This window comes from Bacillus sp. NPDC094106, from assembly GCF_044764345.1.
Taxonomy (GTDB): domain Bacteria; phylum Bacillota; class Bacilli; order Bacillales; family Bacillaceae_G; genus Bacillus_A.
This window is the reverse complement of the sequence record NZ_JBIWHY010000017.1, coordinates 1-21383: the sequence shown is the minus strand read 5'-3', so window position 1 is coordinate 21383 and position 21383 is coordinate 1. Positions and strand designations below refer to the sequence as shown.

16 protein-coding genes and 1 riboswitch are annotated in these 21383 nt (G+C 37.2%); of the genes, 9 read left to right on the top strand and 7 right to left on the bottom strand.

All coding sequences use genetic code 11. The features are described 5' to 3' along the window. Positions 1 to 299 precede the first annotated feature (299 nt). Complete coding sequence (locus ACIQ7L_RS21485) at positions 300 to 1448, top strand: acyltransferase (RefSeq protein WP_400571494.1); 1149 nt, start codon at positions 300 to 302, stop codon at positions 1446 to 1448. 119 nt (positions 1449 to 1567) lie between these two features. On the opposite strand, the gene ACIQ7L_RS21480 is transcribed toward ACIQ7L_RS21485, so the two are convergent. Continuing rightward, a complete protein-coding gene (locus ACIQ7L_RS21480; RefSeq protein WP_097894831.1) occupies positions 1568 to 1717 on the bottom strand; it encodes a hypothetical protein in 150 nt (49 codons plus the stop codon). A 271-nt stretch (positions 1718 to 1988) separates the two neighbouring features. Here ACIQ7L_RS21480 and ACIQ7L_RS21475 point away from each other — a divergent pair, with 271 nt between their 5' ends. Together ACIQ7L_RS21475 and ACIQ7L_RS21470 are read left to right on the top strand one after the other, a co-directional pair. Continuing rightward, the gene (locus ACIQ7L_RS21475; RefSeq protein ID WP_400571492.1) at positions 1989 to 3344 is read left to right on the top strand and encodes a cytochrome ubiquinol oxidase subunit I; all 1356 of its coding nucleotides are present in this window, start codon (positions 1989 to 1991) and stop codon (positions 3342 to 3344) included. Next, positions 3337 to 4362 (top strand): cytochrome d ubiquinol oxidase subunit II, encoded by a 1026-nt coding sequence (locus tag ACIQ7L_RS21470; protein WP_400571490.1) that lies wholly within the window; start codon positions 3337 to 3339, stop codon positions 4360 to 4362. Before ACIQ7L_RS21475 ends, ACIQ7L_RS21470 begins: the two co-directional genes overlap by 8 nt. Positions 4363 to 4465: 103 nt before the next feature. On the opposite strand, the gene thiC is transcribed toward ACIQ7L_RS21470, so the two are convergent. Continuing rightward, positions 4466 to 6226 (bottom strand): phosphomethylpyrimidine synthase ThiC, encoded by a 1761-nt coding sequence (thiC, locus tag ACIQ7L_RS21465; protein ID WP_400571489.1) that lies wholly within the window; start codon positions 6224 to 6226, stop codon positions 4466 to 4468. 349 nt (positions 6227 to 6575) lie between these two features. After that, positions 6576 to 6691: riboswitch (TPP riboswitch) on the bottom strand. Positions 6692 to 7245: 554 nt separating this feature from the next. On the opposite strand from thiC, the gene ACIQ7L_RS21460 reads away from it, so the two are divergent. After that, entirely contained in the window at positions 7246 to 7428 is a 183-nt protein-coding gene (locus tag ACIQ7L_RS21460) for a hypothetical protein (protein WP_400571487.1), read from the top strand. A gap of 99 nt (positions 7429 to 7527) precedes the next feature. Here the strand turns inward: ACIQ7L_RS21460 and ACIQ7L_RS21455 are convergent, their stop codons facing one another. From ACIQ7L_RS21455 to ACIQ7L_RS21445, 3 genes are all read right to left on the bottom strand, one after another. Next, positions 7528 to 9183 (bottom strand): lactate permease LctP family transporter, encoded by a 1656-nt coding sequence (locus ACIQ7L_RS21455; protein WP_400571485.1) that lies wholly within the window; start codon positions 9181 to 9183, stop codon positions 7528 to 7530. Positions 9184 to 9555: 372 nt separating this feature from the next. Beyond that, on the bottom strand, positions 9556 to 10050 hold the full coding sequence (locus tag ACIQ7L_RS21450) for a metal-binding protein (protein ID WP_400571483.1): 495 nt from the start codon (positions 10048 to 10050) through the stop codon (positions 9556 to 9558). A gap of 50 nt (positions 10051 to 10100) precedes the next feature. Further along, the gene (locus ACIQ7L_RS21445; protein WP_097894837.1) at positions 10101 to 10466 is read right to left on the bottom strand and encodes a YkvA family protein; all 366 of its coding nucleotides are present in this window, start codon (positions 10464 to 10466) and stop codon (positions 10101 to 10103) included. Positions 10467 to 11218: 752 nt separating this feature from the next. Here ACIQ7L_RS21445 and ACIQ7L_RS21440 point away from each other — a divergent pair. The 4 genes from ACIQ7L_RS21440 (at position 11219) to ACIQ7L_RS21425 (ending at position 18361) form a co-directional block, all read left to right on the top strand. Then, entirely contained in the window at positions 11219 to 13147 is a 1929-nt protein-coding gene (locus ACIQ7L_RS21440) for an LTA synthase family protein (RefSeq protein ID WP_400571482.1), read from the top strand. Positions 13148 to 13786: 639 nt separating this feature from the next. After that, the gene (locus ACIQ7L_RS21435; RefSeq protein WP_400571480.1) at positions 13787 to 14671 is read left to right on the top strand and encodes a D-amino-acid transaminase; all 885 of its coding nucleotides are present in this window, start codon (positions 13787 to 13789) and stop codon (positions 14669 to 14671) included. A gap of 210 nt (positions 14672 to 14881) precedes the next feature. Beyond that, positions 14882 to 16645: a C40 family peptidase gene (locus ACIQ7L_RS21430; RefSeq protein ID WP_400571478.1), complete on the top strand. Its 1764-nt coding sequence runs from the start codon at positions 14882 to 14884 to the stop codon at positions 16643 to 16645. Positions 16646 to 17149: 504 nt separating this feature from the next. Beyond that, positions 17150 to 18361 (top strand): NupC/NupG family nucleoside CNT transporter, encoded by a 1212-nt coding sequence (locus ACIQ7L_RS21425; protein WP_400571476.1) that lies wholly within the window; start codon positions 17150 to 17152, stop codon positions 18359 to 18361. A gap of 249 nt (positions 18362 to 18610) precedes the next feature. Here the strand turns inward: ACIQ7L_RS21425 and ACIQ7L_RS21420 are convergent, their stop codons facing one another. Next, a complete protein-coding gene (locus ACIQ7L_RS21420; protein ID WP_400571474.1) occupies positions 18611 to 18745 on the bottom strand; it encodes a hypothetical protein in 135 nt (44 codons plus the stop codon). Between the two features lie 215 nt (positions 18746 to 18960). After that, positions 18961 to 20481: a glycine betaine transporter OpuD gene (gene opuD, locus ACIQ7L_RS21415; protein WP_400571473.1), complete on the bottom strand. Its 1521-nt coding sequence runs from the start codon at positions 20479 to 20481 to the stop codon at positions 18961 to 18963. Between the two features lie 698 nt (positions 20482 to 21179). Between opuD and ACIQ7L_RS21410 the strand changes: the two genes are divergently transcribed. Then, the coding region (locus ACIQ7L_RS21410; protein WP_400571471.1) for an SH3 domain-containing protein at positions 21180 to 21383 on the top strand (204 nt) is incomplete at its 3' end.

Sequence of the window (21383 nt, the reverse complement as noted above, 5' to 3'; positions counted from 1 at the left end):
CACCACCACCTGAGAACCCTACTAACATTACTTTTATGGATCCACCACCACCTGAGAACCCTACTAATATTACTTTTATGGATCCACCACCACCTGATCGTGGTTAATAATTCCAAAATTCACCTAGAACGAAGCAAAGAAGAAGCTAACAATCTAGCTTCCTCTTTGCTTTTTAATCTTTGTCTCCATCCACTCTGCCAACAAACTATTTTATAAAATTGTTATAAATTTCACAAAGTTTCCACAGCCCTTTTCACGCCTTCGTACTATAATCATGTATGGAAAAGGAGATGGAAGACATGACACAAAGCGCCCCAGAATTTAAGGTTTTGCAAAGTATCGCTTTTCTTGCCGTTGTTTTGCAAAGTTCCTTACTATATACAATGACTCAAGGAAATATCGTATTAGAGCAATCTCTCATTATGGGAATGTTATTTAATCTCGCAAAATTTTCAGCACCTGCATTCATCTTTATTGTTGGATTTCATTTAATTCGTCAATATACAAAACAAATTGTCTATAAAGAATACATCTATGAAAAAACAGCACACTTACTTGCTCCTTACTTCTTTTGGTCCATTCTTTACTTATTTACAACAAACCAAGTCGTTACATGGCACGGTGGGATAAAGAGCCTATTGCTTGGAACAGCTGCCCCTCACCTTTGGTATGTCATCATGATGTTCCAAATTCATTTACTGTTCCCCTTGCTATGTACTTTATTCTATTGGTTTCAAAGACGCACACATAATCAGCACGATACATATAGATATATGGCTATTTTCGCCATCATATATTTTCTCTTAATGTGGTATTCTTCTCACTATATTTTTAATGGTGAACAACTAACAAGTTCAGCCATTTTACACTATACAGATCGTTCCTTCCTCTTCTATTCATTCTACTTCGTCATGGGAGGAATTGCAGCTGTAGCGTTAAAAGCTTGGCGTTTATTTGTAACGAAACACATACCACTTATAACAATCTTATTTTTTATTCTATTCTTATTTATCAACTATGAACTATTTAGCTTCTATGGTGTAAATTCGATTCACCTTACTGTATCTACCTATTTAAAGCCATCCATGTTTCTGTACATTGTATGTGAAATTTTAATACTATATGTGCTGTCTATCATGATCGTACAGCGGCGAGGAGCTTTATATAAAACATTACGCTTTATCGGAAACTACACATACGGAGCCTATTTAGCACACTATTTCTTTTTACAACTCATTACGAAATTACTATCTCTATTTACAATACAAACAAATACAATTCTATATAGTCTATTACTTTTTCTTTTAACTGCAACACTCTCTATCATTACAATGGTTATATGTAGCATCCTCCCATTCCATACATGGATTACAGGGCCTTCTCCCACGCCTGTATTAAAATGGCCGACGCTTATGCCTTTACTACCATTATTAAGAAGTAAAAAGTAAAAGAAACCTATTCTACAAAAGTTCCTTTATGCTAAATATGACTAGTGATCCAAGCAACAATACAAAAACATACGCACACATAAAAAAAGACAATCGATTTCGATTGTCTTCTTTACTCTCTATCCCTCACACGCTTCTTTTGTAGGCTTATATAGCGATTGCACAAGACGATCATATTCACGCCGCGTAATTTCTTTATTGTATAACTTTAATAACAAATCTTTATGCTCTTTTGAAAATGCCATTTTGTTAATGACTTCAGGATACATAAAACATCCCCTCCATTTCACATGAACTTCCTCATTCTGTTAGTTTCAGTCACCCTCTAAACAGAACCTACGTTCGCATAAAAATTATAAAAGATTTTGCTCTAAAACACAAACGAAATGTTTTCTCGTTCCTTTTTTGAGCTTTTCTGAAGATTTCAGAATCATAATACCATATTCACTTTTTAAAATACACATATATTTTTGGCATCTTTTTGAATAAATTTTCCAATTCAATCAGAAAATAATGGCAAAAATGAAAAGGAGCAGAATTATGGATACTGTTACATTGTCACGGGCTTTCTTTGGTTCATCATTAGCATTCCACATTATTTTTGCAACACTTGGAATCGGACTATCTTTAATGATTTTTATAAGCGAAGTATTATATCACTGGAAAAAAGATTCAGATTATGCCGTCATGGCAAAAAGATGGACAAAAGCTTTCGCCATCCTTCTCGGCGTTGCAATTCCAACTGGAACAATTGTCGGTGTACAAATTTCACTTCTTTGGCCCGGATTTGCCAAAATTGTCGGTCAGGTAATTTCCGTACCCTTTCAAATTGAGATTTTTGCCTTCTTCTTAGAAGCGTTATTTATGTCTATTTATGTATATGCAGCCGATAAATTACCTCCATTTATGAGACTCGTATCTCTCTTTTTCGTTATGCTCGGTGCTACTGCATCCGCTGTGTTAATCACTTCAGCAAATACATGGATGAACACACCCGCGGGCTTTTCTATGCATCCAGACGGTTCCGTTTTTAACGTTGATCCATGGAAAGCATTCTTTAATCCGAGCTTTTTCACAAGCTCCTTTCACGTTGTAATCACGGCTTATGCAACCGGAGCAGCTGTCATCGCTTCTATCGCTGGATTTAAATTATTAAAACGAAATACAAGCGCACGGGAAATTGCTTATCATAAAAAAGGATTATTTTTAGGGCTTGTCGTCACATTTATTGCCGGTGCAACGATGTGGATCTCCGGCCATGAATCCGCAATTGCTTTACATGAGCATTCTCCAGAAAAATTAGCGGCAGCGGAGGCATTATTTGATACGAAATCCCACGCTTCTCTAGCGATTGGTGGATTGGTGGATCCTGTAACCCATGAATTAAACTATGCCCTGGAAATTCCCAATATGCTCAGCTTACTAGTTGGATTAGACCCTAACACCGTTGTAACAGGGTTAAATGCATTTCCACAAGAAACATGGCCACCATTTTATACCCATACATTCTTTGATTTAATGGTCGGTACAGCCACGTTTACCTTTGCTGTTGCAACAATTGCTCTTCTCTATTGGTACTTTATTTATCGAAAAAAAGGAGCAGAATTGCCAAAGTGGCTACTATGGGGAACTGCTGCATGTGGACCGATTATGATGTTCGGTATTGAATGCGGATGGATTTTCAGCTGCAGCGGTCGTCAACCTTGGACAATTTATGGCATGCAGCGCACAATCGATTCGGCCACACGCGCTGACTTTGTCGGACCTTTATTTGTAGTATTCGTCATTTTGTATATTGGACTAGGCGCTTTAACTATTTTCGTACTACGGACATTCTTTACAAGACATCCATTACAAAATGATTTAAAGCAGCAAGGAGGAGATTCTCGTGCATGAAGCAAGTATTGCGATTATCATCTTATGGGCTCTTATCTTCGTATATAGCATGTTAGGCTCCATTGACTTCGGAGCTGGTTTTTGGGGTATGGTATACGCCAAGCATCCAACACTTGCTGGAAAGCTTGCCAACCGTTACTTATCACCTACTTGGGAAGTCACTAATACGTTCCTTGTTTTTGTTGTTGTTGCATTTCTTGGTTTCTTTCCAAAAGCGACTTTCACCCTTGCAACGGTCATGTTCGTACCTGTGACATTAATTTTAGTTCTCGTCGCCATTCGTAGTACATTTATGGTGTTTGCCTATTCCGTACCAAAATATGAACATACCATGCGCGTTATTTCTGGTATTACCGGGCTTTTAATTCCCGCCTTGCTAATTACGGTTTTACCCGTAACAGAAGGCGCCTATATTACGACTTCTGGAGGCAAAGAAGTTCTATTATACGGAAAGCTTCTTTCCAGCCCTGTAATTTATTGTTATATGTTATTCGGATTAACTTCTGAGCTATTCCTGTCCTCTCTTTTTCTAGCTGATTTTGCAAGAGAACAACGCTCAGAGGATACGTATCGCCTTTATAGACGTAATGCCATCATACTCGGTCCAGCAACACTCGTTACAGCGATTATCGCCCTTGTTGTTATGGATCCAGAAACGCACTGGCTCATGCAAGGATTAATTAAACAGTTTCCTTGGTTTACAGTCTCCATTATTTTATTTGTCATCGGATACTCTTCCCTTTGGTGGACAAATAAAAGACACGATTCACTCGGCTGGCCACGAATTGCTGTTTTAGCAGTTGTTGCACAATATGCATTTGCGAGCTACGCTTATGGCGTTGCACATCTACCATATATCATTTATCCAGATGTCACTGTATCCACAAGTTTCACAACGAAAGAAACTTTTTACGCTTTGCTTATTCTCTATGCGATCGGTATCGCAATCTTGCTTCCAGGCTTTATCTTCTTCTGGAATTTATTCTTAAAAGATCGAACGTTCTTAAAGGAGAAATAATAATAGCCCCCTCTGCTACCGTCTTAGCGAAGGGGGCTTCTATATTTAAGTTAAGTACATGTGATCAATTAAGTAAAGAGGTGTTCAAAATCGTATACTCTATTTATTGATATAAGTGACTACCAGCTTCTTTAAATTCTCTAGCTTTCTCCTTCATACCTTTTTCCATTGCTTCCGTTGTTTCTAAATCCTTTTCTTGTGCATATTCACGAATATCGTGTGAAATTCTCATACTGCAGAACTTCGGACCACACATAGAACAGAAATGAGCTGTTTTTGCTCCTTCTGCTGGTAATGTTTCATCGTGGAAATCCATTGCACGTTCAGGATCTAAAGATAAGTTAAATTGATCGCGCCAACGGAATTCAAAGCGAGCTTTTGAAAGTGCATCATCACGTTGTTGCGCTGTTTTATGCCCTTTTGCAAGATCAGCTGCATGAGCTGCGATTTTATACGTAATAACTCCTTCGCGAACATCATCCTTGTTTGGTAATCCTAAATGCTCTTTCGGCGTTACATAGCAAAGCATTGCAGTACCAAACCAGCCGATCATTGCTGCACCAATTGCAGAGGTAATATGGTCATAGCCTGGCGCGATATCTGTTGTTAAAGGTCCGAGTGTATAGAATGGTGCACCTTGGCAAATATCAATTTCTTTCTCCATATTCTCTTTAATTAAATGCATCGGTACATGTCCTGGTCCCTCAATCATTACTTGCACATCATGCTTCCAAGCAATTTTTGTTAACTCACCAAGTGTTTCAAGCTCAGAGAATTGTGCATCATCATTTGCATCTGCTATCGAACCCGGACGTAATCCATCTCCAAGAGAGAAGGAAACATCGTATTGTTTCATAATTTCACAAATTTCTTCAAAGTGAGTATATAGGAAGTTTTCTTTATGATGGTATAAACACCACTGCGCCATAATCGAGCCGCCCCGTGAAACAATCCCTGTCATACGCTTTGCTGTCATTGGAATATAACGAAGAAGTACACCCGCATGAATTGTAAAGTAATCCACGCCTTGCTCTGCTTGTTCAATTAACGTATCACGATATACTTCCCACGTTAAATCTTCAGCAATCCCATTTACCTTTTCTAACGCCTGATAAATTGGCACTGTTCCAACCGGTACAGGCGCGTTACGAATAATCCATTCACGCGTTGTATGAATATTTTTCCCTGTTGATAAATCCATAATGGTATCCGCACCCCAGCGTGTTGCCCAGGTCATCTTTTCTACTTCTTCCGCAATGGAAGAAGTAACCGCAGAGTTTCCGATATTCGCATTTACTTTCACGTGGAAATTACGTCCAATAATCATCGGTTCTGCTTCTGGGTGATTAATGTTTGCCGGCAAAATTGCACGACCTTCAGCAATCTCCTTACGAACAAATTCTGGTTCCATCCCTTCCCGAATCGCAACATACTCCATCTCAGATGTAATAATACCGTTACGTGCATAGTGCATTTGTGTTACATTTGCACCTTTCTTTGCCCTAAGCGGCTTGCGATCCATTTGCGGGAAGACAAGTGTATGCTGGGATACCGTCTTCACACCATCATCTTCCGGTTTCATTTCGCGCCCTTCATACGCTTCCACATCCCCGCGCTCAACAATCCAAGCATGACGCGGCGCCGGAATTCCTTTTTCTAGCTCAACTTTGTACGCAGAATCAGTGTATGGACCGCTCGTATCATAAACACGAATCGGTGGATTTGGTACACCATTTGTTTCACTTTGCTCAATTTCACGCATTGGTACTTTCATACCTTCACGCTGTCCATCAACATAGACTTTCTTACTCCCTGGTAAACTTGACTTCAATTCAATTTGCTCAGCTGAAACAGATTGCTTCATAATTTGTGTTTCCTCCCCTTTATCATTTCAAGAAACCTTCCTTGCTCAGAACCGTGAGTCGACTCCTAAGTAATTTCAGGTATCTTGATTTGCACTTCACCCAATCGTAATGATCGGTTCCGCTTTTCTTAGATTCAGCTCCAGTGGCTAGAATAATCGGTGGCTTCGCTTCTTCCGCTGAGGCAAAATACGCCTCCTCGGCTGAAGCTCCATCCCCCTCCCATTCTGAACGAGCCACTTCCACTTTTCTTGTGACAAGGACGAGAACAAAACTTGTGGCCAGCGCATGCCAAAATAAAAAGAGCCAGGTCCATAGTAAAATAAGGACCTGGCTCATAAAGACATTGTTATGTAAAGCCGTTAACTTCCCTACGCTGGTACGAGCCAGATCAGGTCCAAAGGGTTAAGAAGTTATCGCGCTTCTCTCTCAGCCTAAGCATCACTTAGGCACCCCTAGTTTATCACTGATTTAATTTTCAATACTTTCCCATCATACACGATAATCAGAAAAATGCAAAGAAATGAATTGTATTTTTATATGTCGTTTTTTGCCTGCTAGTCGATATGCCTTATCGAACCGCTATTAAACTACCCCCACCTACCTTGAAGTGGGGATTCTACTGTTTCTGCCCTAGCAAACTTACTACATTAAAATAACTCTTTGCATTAGTTTCTGCATAAGAAAAAGTAGAGTTCCTAAATAACATTCCTCTGATTGATAGAATTTTCTAATTATCAAACGGGTCACAATACCAATTTTACATTTTGTGTTATAATTTTCTAAAAAATGATATTTTTATACACAAAAACAATTCAGTTAAAACCAAAACATATAAAAAATTAGCCATATGATTTCTTCACATATGTAAAATAAAGTTTCGATCAGGAGTGAAATTATAATGGGTTGTTTGGGATCTATCTTCAGGTTTATGTTTTGCGCAATATGTATCATTTTTGTTTTCTGGTTTGGAGGCTTGTCAATTATGGCCTTCTTTTCTGCTCTATTTGGGGGAAGTTGGATGCATTTCTGGACATTATTTTCTATCTGGATTGCTGCCAATTACGGAATAGGTTGGCTGTTTGAAGTTCACTGGAAAGATGAGGACGCGGGCGAAGAATTCTTTTTAAATTTTATTCTTTTTATCAGCATACTTATTTATAGAGGAGTCAATAAACTTGGAAGGGTGTTTATTCGGGGATGAATAGTCTCTCATGCCGTGCGTAACCATCGAGTTAGGGCTATGAAACAAGCCAGGTGCTTTCAGCACCTGGCTTGTTTGTGTTAAATTGATGGCTATTGCTTACGGTATCATCCACGTTAAATAATAAGCTTGTACATATGTCATAATACCAACAATGGTTACGAAGAATAGACTATGCTTTAATGTAAATCGGAATAAGTCAGATTCTTTTCCAGCAAGCCCTACTGCCGCACACGCAATCGCAATCGATTGCGGAGATATCATTTTACCCGTTACACCACCTGTTGTATTAGCCGCAACAAGCAATACTTCTTTTACACCAACTTGTTGCGCTGTAATTGCCTGTAGATTAGAGAATAATGCGTTTGCTGATGTATCCGATCCTGTTAGGAATACGCCTAGCCAGCCAAGGAATGGTGAGAAGAATGGGAATAATCCACCTGTTGCCGCCAATGCTAACGCTAGTGTCGATGATAAACCAGAATAGTTTGCAATAAATGCAAATCCTAATACAAGACCGATAGATAAAATCGGCATTTTTAATTCTTGTAAGGTTTCTTTAAACGTTTCAACTGCTTGTTTTGCACTCATTTTCAACACAAATATTGAAATGATACAAGCAATTAGAATTGCTGTTCCAGTTGCTGATACAACATCCAACTTTAATATTGCCTCATAAGGTGTTGGTTTATTTACAATCGGTTCTGCCTTCATTACTAGATTGTGCAAACCTGGAATTTCAAACTTAAAGACAAGACTTTCTAACGCCCCGCCTGGAGCAAATAGAGCTTTGAAGAAACCTTGGCTCCAAATTACAACCATTACCGTCAAAATAATAAACGGCGACCAAGCCTTTACGACTTTTCCCGCTGTTAATCTTGGCATAGATGCAGTCGTTGCTGCCACTTCAGCATTTTCTTGATTAGATTGGTAGATTTCTTTCGGTTGCCACACCTTCAGGAATAACGATAAACATACTAAGCTGACAAGCGCTGATGTAATATCCGGAAGCTCTGGCCCTAAAAATGTTGCTGTAATAAATTGTGTAATAGCAAAGGAACCGCCAGCTACAAATAATGCAGGCCACGTTTGTTTTACTCCTTTGAAGCCATCCATTAAAAATACGATAAAGAACGGAACAAATAGTGATAAGAATGGTAATTGATGCCCAGCCATTTGCCCGATTTTATGTGGATCAATACCTGTTACTTGCCCCGCAACTGTAATCGGAATCCCCATCGCTCCAAATGCTACCGGTGCTGTATTAGCAATTAAGCAAAGCCCAGCCGCATATAAAGGATTTAAACCTAGACCCGCAAGAAGTGCTGCAGTAATTGCTACCGGTGCACCAAATCCTGCTGCCCCCTCCAGAAACGCTCCAAATGAGAAGCCAATTAAGATAACGAGTAGACGGTGATCATTCGTAATTGATAATACAGATGCACGAATTACGTCAAACTGTCCTGTTTTTACAGAAATTTTATATAAGAATACCGACATGATAATAATCCATGCAATTGGCCATAACCCGTATAAAAAACCATATCCAGTTGCTGCCATTGCCATTGTAAACGGCATTTTATATGCAAATATTGCAACTAAAATTGTTAATACCACTGTAATAAATCCTGCCACATGCCCCTTCATACGAAAAACTGCTAAAGCAAAGAAAAAAAAGATAATTGGAATAAGTGCGACCGCTGCGGAAACCCAAATGTTACCGAACGGATCGTAAACTTGCGTCCATGTGTTCATTGTCCCTCTCCCTTTCTGTAATCCCCTGTTTTAAAATCCTCATAATCATATCAATAGACTATCCGGTCATCATACCTTTAAGTCTAAAATAAAAAACGCCCGAGGAAAACGTTTTCATATCGCTATATTTATACTTTACCATATCATTTCCTTTTTAGAAATATTTTTTGAAAATTTTATTATTTTAAACCGAATTTCTGCTTATTTATTCATTTCCAATTTATGAATAATAAAATCACTTTTTTTAAACAAACGTTTGATTTATTTTCAGAAAAGCTATCACTACAACCTGCCTCTGCTTAAACAAACGTTTGATTAAACTTTGTAATCAACCTTGAAACCCTAAAAGAGCACTCGCAATTCGCAAGTGCTTTATCTTCTTCGTCTTTTCTTTTTTCTTCGCATAAGTCTTTTACGACGTGTATTCAATTGATCCGCTATAATATGAAGTGCGCTTGCAGCAATAACTCCCATTACAAATGTCACTAATGATACATCGTGCTCTTTTGCCATTTCTACTAGCTTTCCATCTAATACTGTTTCATTTAATATGTATAGAAATGGAGAAAAGACTAGTAGCATATACAAGATACGAATAAGGTCACCTATTACAATCGTATGCGTTAAAAAAGAACGATGAGGCATCACACATTGATACGGATACCAAAAGATCCGAAGTAATCCCCATTTATTATAGGCATTACTATGAGTATCTAAATCCGGTGTTAAAAAAAACGTACCAATTAAAAATCCAATCCCAAAAGTTAATAGAAAATCAAAATTTGTTAGTCCATATGAAACAAGCATAAACAAAACAATCGGAAGGGAAAGTAAGTTTATTTTCGTATGTGTTTTTCCTGATGGCATAGTGCACTTCCTCGCTTATGTTCGTACTGTCAGTCCATGACAGTTCTCACCTATTGATCTAATTTTTGATCGATAAACGATGTATCTATATCCGAACCAAACCAATCCGCTAATTTCATCTGTGCTTTTTCCTTCACATCTTCATTTACATGCATAGATGCTTGCAATAATGCAGCTGTTAATGCGCCTAAATCATCCGTATAACCAATCCCAGCTATAAAATCTGGAATCGCATCAATTGGTGCGATAAAGTAAGCAAGCGCTCCGATGATTGTTGCCTTTACCCGTTTAGGAACATCTGGTCTTTGCAACACATAAAACAGTAATAAACTCGCATAAATAACCGACTGCCCTGCTTGTTTTGCTACATGTTTTACTTTCTTCCAAAACGCTTCGACTGAAAATTTCCGCTCCATATAAACAGCCCCCATACTTTTTTCATTATCAAAAAAACAGATATATCTTCTAAAAAACTAGCTTCGTTATTTAAGAAAAAGTTCATCAAATATACACATAGCTTACCAATGGTATTTCATTTTAACAGATAACAAACGAAAGAACAAGCGTTCGCATCATTTCTATATAGATACAAGTTGAAAAACCGACATCCCCCCTTTTTAGGTGGACGAGAGCATCTGACCGTCAGGGCCTTTTCCTGCCACATGTAAGGATGAAAACAAAGGGAGAATACGAATGCAGGTCATGTTTTATTCTGCATAGCAGCGACTTGTATATTGAAAAACTAAAATGGATTTATATAACTATTTTCCCTCATATAATAGTTTCCTAGCGGATTACATCATACTTTCTACCTATATTTCATAATATAAAATATCGAATTCTTCTTAACATTCCCCTTTATCTTTGTTATATTTTCTAGTTGACGAGCATATAAACCAATGTTAAAGTTTTCTCTGGCAGTAACAATTAAAAAATACAAAAAAATGTAAAATGTTATAGTGTTTCTCAGAACTGAATTTTGTTGTATAATACAGAGATGACGTTATACTTATGAACCAACAAAAGAAACCAAAAGGGTATGCATAGTTAAAGTCGTACATGGGTGAATATCAAAAACTCTACTCATTGCAAAGAAAACTATGTATTTTTTATTTTAGCATTTTTCGCTCCAAAATCGACCAAGCCTGATAGAGAAAGGGTGGAATGGATGAAGGAATCTTTAAAATCACAATTTCATAATGTACGTTTTACTTTGTTCGTTGCTTTGGCTGTATGGCTGAAAACTTACATTATTACACGTACGAGCTTTGATTTAAAACTTGAATCTTTCATGCAAGAATTTATCTTATTCATTAGTCCATTAGCGACATCATTACTGTTTGTGGGTCTTGCATTATTCGCAAAAGGGAAGAAACGGAACTATATAGCACTTGGAATTGATTGTGTTTTAACAATCATTCTTGTTGGTAACGTAATGTTCTATGGATTCTACAATGACTTCGTTACTTTACCAGTCCTTTTCCAAACATCCAACTTTGGACAGCTAGGATCTAGTGTAAAAGAACTACTTAACTACAAAATCATCGTTGCATTTGCCGATATTATTCTTTTCTTCGTACTATTAAAGAAAAAGAAAGACTTTGCAAAAACGGAACGTGTCTCACGTCCAATGCGTTCTTTATATTTCGTTTCAACTATTGCTATTTTCTTCGCAAACTTAGGTCTTGCAGAAACTGAACGCCCAGAGCTATTAACTCGTTCATTTGACCGTGTTATGCTCGTAAAAAACTTAGGTTTATATACACACCAAGTATATGACCTTGGTTTGCAAGCAAAATCAAGTTCACAAAAAGCATTTGCTGATGGTAGCAAATTACAAGAAACAGAAAACTATGTAAAAACAAATCAAAGTAAACCAGATCCAAATATGTTTGGCACGGCAAAAGGGAAAAACGTAATTGTCGTTTCTCTTGAATCCTTGCAAACATTCTTAATTGGTGCAAAAGTCGGTGATCAGGAAGTTACACCATTCTTAAACCAATTTGCAAAAGAAAGTTATTACTTTAATAACTTCTTCCACCAAACTGGACAGGGAAAAACTTCAGATGCTGAATTCTTAGTAGATACATCGCTATACCCATTAGACCGTGGTGCTGTATTCTTTACACACGGTAACAATGAATATACAGCAACCCCAGAAATTCTGCGTCAGCAAGGATATTACACAGCTGTATTCCATGCAAACAACGCAACATTCTGGAACCGTAACATCGTGTACCCTGCACTTGGTTACGATCGTTACTTTAACGAATTAGATTATAAAATTACACCTGAAACAAAACTAGGGTGGGGTTTAAAAGATATTGAGTATTTTGATCAATCAGTGGATATGTTAAAAAATATTAAGAAACCGTTCTATACACGTTTCCTTACTTTAACAAACCATTATCCATTTGATTACGATGAGGGAACAAAGTTCATTGAACCTTATAACTCTGGTGATAGTGTATTTGACCGTTACGTAGTAACAGCTCGTTATTTAGACGAAGCGTTAAAACACTTTATTGAACGTCTAAAAGCAGAAGGTATTTATGATAACTCTGTTATCGTATTCTACGGTGACCACTATGGTATTTCTGAAAACCATAACCGTGCAATGGCACAGTTCTTAGGCAAAGAAGAAATTACAACATTTGATCATATGAACTTACAAAAAACACCAATGTTTATTCATGTTCCAGGTCAAAAAGAAGGTAAAACAATTTCAAAACCAACGGGTGAAATTGATATTAAACCTACAATTCTAAACTTACTTGGTGTTGATTCAAGCAATGACATTCACTTCGGTCATGATGTATTCTCACCAGATTATAAATCATTCGTTGTTCTTCGCGATGGAAGCTTTGTAACAGAACAATATATGTACACAAATAATACATTTTATAATCGCGAAACAGGCGAGGTCGTACAAGTACCAAAAGATGAAGCTCAAGCAATGATTGACCGTGCACAAAATGAACTGCACATGTCTGATAAACTCATTGAGGGAGATTTACTTCGCTTCTCTGACAGCAACAAAATCAAGACTGGCGAAGTAAAAACCGTTATTAAAGAAGACAAAAAAGGCGCCGAGTAATCCCGGCGTCTTTTTTTCATCCTCATTCATCATCTCTTTCCTAAACATAGTATTTGGAACTATATACTAAGATGTTAAAATTACATAATCTTCACTAAATATTTACATAAAATTTATGAAACATCTTTATAATTGAATTTATAAGCAAAGTCCCATATATTCCCCGTCTCTCATTTCAAACTTTATGAAAAGTTTCCTTCGGGGAATGGTAGGAACTTTTGTTAACAATTTTCTAGTGTTACTGGAAGTAGCACGAATTGTCTTTAAAGGACATTCTGCTTTGTCACCCATCAAGCCTTTAACAAGACAATGTCCCTATGAAACATAGCTACCCTCCTTATGCAACATTCATGCTGAATGTTGCTTTTTTTATCGTAAAAAGCAGGATTCTTATTTCTCATTTTCGAATTTGTATATGCAAAATGCAATAAAAGATTTTTCACCTTCACTGATGGCCCTCCATCAATCTGATCCTTACAGGCTAGCCTCTTTTTATTTCCAGCACATTTTTTTGCTGCCTACAAATAGCATCATGAAAAGAATTTACATAACAGCAACCAAAAGGATTTTTACTTTAGTAAGTGATATAGTAGCACCCTTACTTTGATCACTGCTCACTATTCAAACGATTAGGAAAGGATGGGACGGAAATTGACATATGAAAGATTTGTATTATGGAATGATACTGTTATTGATACAAATAAAAAACAACCGTACATACAGTTAGAAGAACGAGGATTACAATTTGGTGATGGCGTCTATGAAGTCATTCGTATCTATAAGGGAAACCTGCACTTATTAGATCCACATTTAACGAGATTATATCGCTCAATGGACGAAATCGAATTAACACTTCCATTCTCCAAAGCTGAACTCATTACATTACTCTACAAATTACTCGAAAATAATAACTTTCATGAAGACGGAACAGTCTACTTACAAGTGTCTCGGGGTGTCCAAGCTCGTGCACATGCATTTTCTTTTGATGTAGCCCCAACAATCTATGCCTATATATCAAAAAAAGAACGACCTGCCCTATGGATTGAATATGGGATACGTGCTATATCAGAACCTGATGCACGCTGGCTTCGCTGTGATATTAAATCACTAAATTTATTACCAAATGTATTGGCTTATACAAAAGCAGAACGTAAAGGTTGTAAAGAAGCCCTTCTCGTTCGTAATGGTATCGTCACAGAAGGAAGCCACTCTAACTTCTTTCTTGTAAAAAACGGTACTCTTTATACGCATCCTGCCAATCATTTAATCTTAAACGGAATTATCCGCCAGTATATTCTATCTTTAGCTAATAAACTACAAATCCCTGTGCAAGAAGAACTATTTAGTATTCGTGATGTTTATAATGCAGACGAATGCTTTTTTACAGGAACAACCGTGGAGATTTTACCTATGACACATCTTGATGGAATTGCTATTTTGAACGGTCAAGTTGGTCCAATCACAAAATTACTACAAAAATCATTTGTACAAAGTTTTTCGGTTTCTGACATCTCATTATCTTAAACATGTATAATTTCACCCTAATCATTTTTCAATATATAGATTTTCAGTAAAAATCAAGGTGGTAATTCGCACCTTGATTTTTTTCTGTAACCTTTTTGTCATATTCGGATTCCCTCATAAGACTTGACAGTAATCGACATGCCTTTTAGAATTTTTAACAGTTGGTAAATATTTCATCACTATATTACAGACAGAAAGGAATCGACAAACATGAAAAAATATCTTGCCGGTCTTGCGGCAGTGTCTGTAGCAGGAGGCGCAGCCCCGACACTTGATCACGTTCAAGCTGCACCTGAACAAAATGCACAAAAGCCTGCTATTCAAGCCGCATCACAAAACAATTCAAATTACAAAGTGACTGCTGACGTATTGCTCGTCCGCGCAGGATCTAGTACTTCTCACGATACCATCTCTCGTGTTTACGAAGGACAAGCACTAAACGTAATTGGAGAAGAAAATGGTTGGTTCAAAATTAACCATAATGGTCAAACTGGTTATGTTAATGGCGAATTTGTGTCAAAAAATGGCGCTGCAAAAACAAACGTAAGTGCAGATGGAAACAACAAAGTTACTGCTGATGTATTACGTGTTCGCACAAATCCAAATGCTTCTAGTTCCATTGTGGGACGTGTATATGAAGGACAAGCATTAAACGTAATTGGCCAAGAAAATGGTTGGCTTAAAATTAACCATAATGGTCAAACTGGTTACGTAAGTAGCGAATTTGTATCCGGTGCTTCTTCAAACGCTAGCTCTACAGATAATAACAAAAATAACAATAACACAGCTGTACAACCAGCAAGTGGAAACTATACAGTCAATGTATCTTCCCTTCGTGTTCGTACAGGTCCTAGCACTTCTCATACAACTTTAGGTTCTGTTAATAAAGGACAAGTTGTACAGGTTGTAGGCGAAGTTCAAGATTGGTTTAAAATTAACTACGCGGGACAAGCTGCTTATATTAGCAAAGACTATGTAACAAAAGGTGGCTCCGGCGAAAATATCATTCAAGATAATAAAGAAGAGCCAAAATATCAAAGTGGGAATGTAACGGTTCAAACTGGCGGTACTTATGTTGTTAACGCAACGTCTCTTCGCGTTCGTACAGGTCCAGCTACATACCAAAGTGTTATTGGTGGCGTATTAAATGGTCAAACATTAAACGTTATCGGTGTTGAAAATGGTTGGTTTAAAGTTAATCATCAAGGACAAACTGGTTATGTAAGTAGCGAATTTGTAAAGTTCGTTAAAGGTGGCACAGCTGCACCTTCACAGCCAAAACAACCTGAGCAAGAGCAAGAACAACAACCACAAGGATCCGTTGGTGAATACTACATTAATGCATCTGCATTAAATGTACGTGGTGGCGAAGGTACAAATTACAGAATCATCGGTGCCCTTCCTCAAGGTCAAAAGGTGCAAGTAATTTCTGAAAATTCCGGATGGAGTAAAATTGACTACAACGGTCAAACTGGCTATATCGGAACTCGCTTCCTGTCAAAAACACCAGTTAGTGGCGCTGTAGATAATAAACCTAGCAAACCATCTAACGTAACAGATAATAATAATAATAATAATAATAATCAAAATCAAAATACAAATAACAACAGTGGAAATGCCTCTTCTATACTTGCATACGCACAATCAATGGCAGGTGTACCATATGTATGGGGTGGTACTTCTGCTAATGGTGTTGACTGCAGTGGTTACATTTTCCACGTCTTTAATAAATTTGGTCATAACGTTAGCCGTCAAAGTGTGGCAGGATATTGGAGTAGCTTAACACAAACTTCAAATCCGCAACCTGGTGATTTAATCTATTTCAAAGATACTTATAAGCCTGGTCCTTCTCACATGGGTATCTACCTTGGTGGCGGATCATTTATTCAAGCTGGAGATAAGGGTGTTGCAGTAGCTTCATTAAATAACTCTTATTGGAAGAGTCACTTCTTAGGCTACACAAAGGCACCTTAAGTTATAGTTTTAGAGCTTTCTAGATTACTAGAAAGCTCTTTTTATATATACATCAGTTAAAAAACCGACATACCCCCCTCTTTTTAGATGAGAGAGCATCTGGCCATGCATAGAAGCGGTCAGGGCCTTTTTCTGCCACATGCGAAGTAAAAACAGAAAGAGCAAACGAGTGTAGGTTACTTTTTATTCTACATAGCAGAGATTTATATGGATTTATATATAAATTTAAATATATTCCTCTTCTCTTATTTCATACATCACATTTTCTACAAACAATTTACAACGTTACAACAATGAATATATTCTCGCTAAAAAACATAACCTATTTTAACCTCATAAGATTTATATGTGTTTTCTTGAGGAATTTTCTTTCTATTTAAACTTTTCTATAGATGTTTGACCTCTGATGTCCGTTGTGATAAGTTACTTAAGATGTTATTTTTGCAGAAGTATATACATCTGTTATGTATACTTTTTTACTATGAGAAAGGAGAGTTACACTGCATGAATGTTTTATGGGGAATTGGCGGCGTAATTGGAGTTTTAGCAATTGCTTTCTTACTATCTTCCAATCGCAGAGCTATTAATTGGCGCACAATTTTAATCGCGCTAGCATTACAAATTACGTTTTCATTTATCGTGTTACGTTGGGATGCTGGAAAAGCAGGCTTAAAAATTGCTGCTGACGGTGTTCAAGGATTAATCAATTTTTCTTATGAGGGCATTAAATTCGTTGTTGGAGATTTAGTAAATCCTAAAGGTCCTTGGGGATTCGTTTTCATCATTCAAGCACTACTTCCAATTGTATTTATTAGTTCATTAGTAGCAATCTTATATTATTTTGGTATTATGCAGAAATTCGTTAGTATCGTTGGTGGTGCATTAAGTAAACTTCTTGGCACTTCAAAAGCAGAAAGCTTAAATGCAGTAACAACTGTTTTCTTAGGACAAACAGAAGCACCAATTTTAATTAAACCGTACTTAACACGTTTAACAAACAGTGAGTTCTTCACTATTATGGTAAGCGGTATGACAGCTGTTGCCGGATCAGTTCTTGTTGGCTATGCAGCAATGGGTATTCCGCTTGAGCATTTATTAGCAGCAGCAATTATGGCGGCGCCATCAAGCTTATTAATTTCAAAAATCATTATGCCAGAAACAGAAGAAGTAAATAATGATGTACAACTTTCTACAGAACGTGAAGATGCGAACGTCATCGACGCAGCAGCACGCGGGGCTTCTGAAGGAATGCAACTTGTTATTAACGTAGCAGCAATGTTAATGGCTTTCATCGCATTGATCGCTGTATTAAACGGCCTATTAGGATTAGTTGGCTCTTTGTTCCATATTAAACTTAGCCTTGATTTAATCTTTGGTTACTTATTATCACCATTCGCTATCTTAATTGGTGTTTCACCAAGCGAAGCTGTACAAGCAGCTGGTTTCATTGGTCAAAAACTTGCAATCAACGAATTCGTTGCTTATGCGAACCTAGGACCACACATGGCAGACTTCTCTGCAAAAACAAATATGATCTTAACATTTGCAATCTGTGGCTTTGCAAACTTCTCTTCTATCGCAATTCAATTAGGTGTAACAGGAACACTCGCTCCTTCTCGCCGTCAGCAAATTGCACAGTTAGGGATTAAAGCAGTAATCGCTGGTACATTAGCGAACTTCTTAAACGCAGCAGTTGCAGGTATGATGTTCTTATAATTTGAAACTTGAATCAGCGGAGGTTCTTCCTCCCCACTGATTATTAGCCCGCACCAATAGGGCTTTTACGGGCAGTAATATCAAAACTAAACAAACGTTTGTTAAAAAAATAAGCACAGAGCGCCGTATGCTCTGTGCTTATTTTTGAACTAAAATCTATATATCGGACAATACCCCTTAGCCGAAAGTAATTTCACGCCCATCCCCCAACGAACGATCTACTTTCATTTATATACGAAAAAGTGACTGCTATTTTTGTAAAACCAATTGCTTCTCTTGTTGCTCTTTAGACGCCTGAGTCTTTGGTTCCGTGCTTTCTTGGACATTTCGATGTGCCACACGTTTCAAACAAATATGCTTCCACTTTCTTTCGTAACGTTTCATTATTCTAGTTGTCCCCCTCAAATACACTTAAAAAACCATTTGAAATCGCTTACAAGAAATAATATAGCACATATATATAAAAGTAACAACACATTTCCGACAATTTTTTGTCAAAAATATGAATTACTTTTGACAATATATCGGATAATGTCAAAATATAAAGATTCCTTACCTATTAAAAAAGAGCTGATTCTAAATCAATCAGCCCTTTTCTTCTATCTATGTGATTTATGATGATGAACCTCTTTTTGCAACTCTTTAAATAACGAAGCTACCATAAAGAAGATAACAAATACAAATGGGAACGCTGCGATAATCGAAGCTGTTTGCAGTGCCGTCAGTCCACCGACATATAATAGAATTGATGCTACCGCCGCTTGGACAAGCCCCCAAATCATTTTAATACGATTTGGTGGGTTTAAACTACCATGCGTCGTTAACATACCTAGAACAAATGTCGCAGAATCTGCTGATGTAATGAAGAATGTTGAGATTAGTAGAATAGCTAGAACAGATAAAGCTGGTCCTATACTACCCATATGATCTAGCACAGCAAATAATCCTACTTCTGTACCCATCTCTTTAATTTGTCCATAAATATTTGCGCCATCAAATAACTCCATGTGAATAGCTGTTCCACCAAAAACAGAGAACCAAAGTGCACCGATTAATGTCGGCACAAGTAACACACCGATAACGAATTCTCGAATCGTACGTCCACGCGATACACGGGCGATAAATGTACCAACGAATGGAGACCACGCAATCCACCATGCCCAATAGAAAATCGTCCATGATTGAATCCATTGGTTTCCATCCTCGTTTAGCGGGCTTAAACGGAAACTCATACTTGGTAACTCTTGAATGTAAGATCCAATTGTTGAGGTAAAGTAGTTCATAATAAAGTTTGTGGGACCTGCAAATAATAAAATTGCCATAAGTGCAAATGCCAAAATAATATTTGTATTACTTAAATACTTAATTCCTTTATCTAACCCTGTTTGCGCAGATAACATATAAAGAATCGTTACGATTGCTATAATAACTAACTGCGTTGTTAATGAGTTTGGAATAGACGTTAAGTAACTAACACCACCTGCAATTTGTTTCGCCCCAAGCCCTAATGAAGTCGCAACACCAAATACTGTAGCAAACACCGCTAACACGTCAAATGTATGGGCAATACGGCCATGTTCACCGCTTTTAAATAAAGAACCTACTGTCGCGCTAATTGTACTTGGCTTCCCTTTTCGGAACGTGAAATAGGCAATACAAAGAGCTACAAGCGCATATAGGCCCCACGGATGTAATCCCCAGTGGAAAAATGAAAAGCGAAGTGCAAGGCGTGCACTCTCTTCGGTTGCACTTTCTCCAAACGGCGGCGTATATAAATGATTTAATGGTTCGGCAACACCCCAGAAAATCAAACCGATCCCCATACCAGCACTAAACAGCATGGCAAACCATGTCATATAACTATAATCAGGTTCATCATCATCTTTTCCTAAACGGATGGAACCATATTTGGAAACAATTAAAAAGATTGAAATCGCTAAAAAGATTGAAACAGAAATAATATAGAACCAGCCAAATTTACTAACTAGTGTAGTTTGGATTGCAGTGGTTACATTCCCCAAACTCCCTTTTCCAATTATAGATTCGGGAATAATCCCCCAAATTGTAAATGCAATACATACTGTTAATGAGACAATAAATGTTTTCGTCAGTTTCCTCATCAAATCCCCCTTTGTAGGTTTCTTTTTTTGTGTGAAATAACCATAATTCCAATGCGTTAAATCGGATATAATGAAATAATTCTTGTAGTGATTTTCTTCGAATTCTATAAAGTGAAACTTTAATCAGTGATCACTGATTATTAGCCTTCACCAATCGGACTCTTACGGATAGTTAATCCCCTACTTAACTTCTTTGTCTCTTTCACTGAATTTTGAAGTTAGGGGTTTTACTGTCCGTTAAAGCGGGATAAATGCGGATGGGAATGTGCTTCCCTAAAAAATGATGTGTTACAGTTGTAAAAAAGGACAAATTTGTTCATTGCAGCCCTTTCTTTTTGTAACAATTATGCGGTTGTTTTGTTAGGATATAGTACGTATTTATAAATTCACAAACAAAATGTTTATGTTTATATAACCATTTTAGGCATAAATCGATAAAATACTCAAGGAATGCAATCTATTGGTAAACGTTTTGTAATGTCACTGTAATATTTTTATCTTTATCGAAAAAAACTGTTGTATTAAAAATAGTAGATATGCGATATAAACTACTTAAAAACACGGAATGAAAAACGCTTTCTATTATTTTTTGCTATATTACAAAGCATTAATGGTTTGTTACGAATGGTTTGTAATTGTGTGATTTCCCAAATTCCCAAAAAATCTGTTGCTATAATGAGGACACGAAAACAAACGCAATGGAGGCTATCATGAAAAAATTAATTGGTATAGCAACAGCAGCAGTTTTTGGTCTTGGGATTTTCACTACTTCTGCTAAAGCAGAAACTGTTGTAACAACAGACGTACTAAACGTACGCGAAAACCCAACTACGGAATCAAAAGTTGTCGGTAAATTATTAAATGGTAATAAGTTAGATGTTACAAATACAGAAAACGGATGG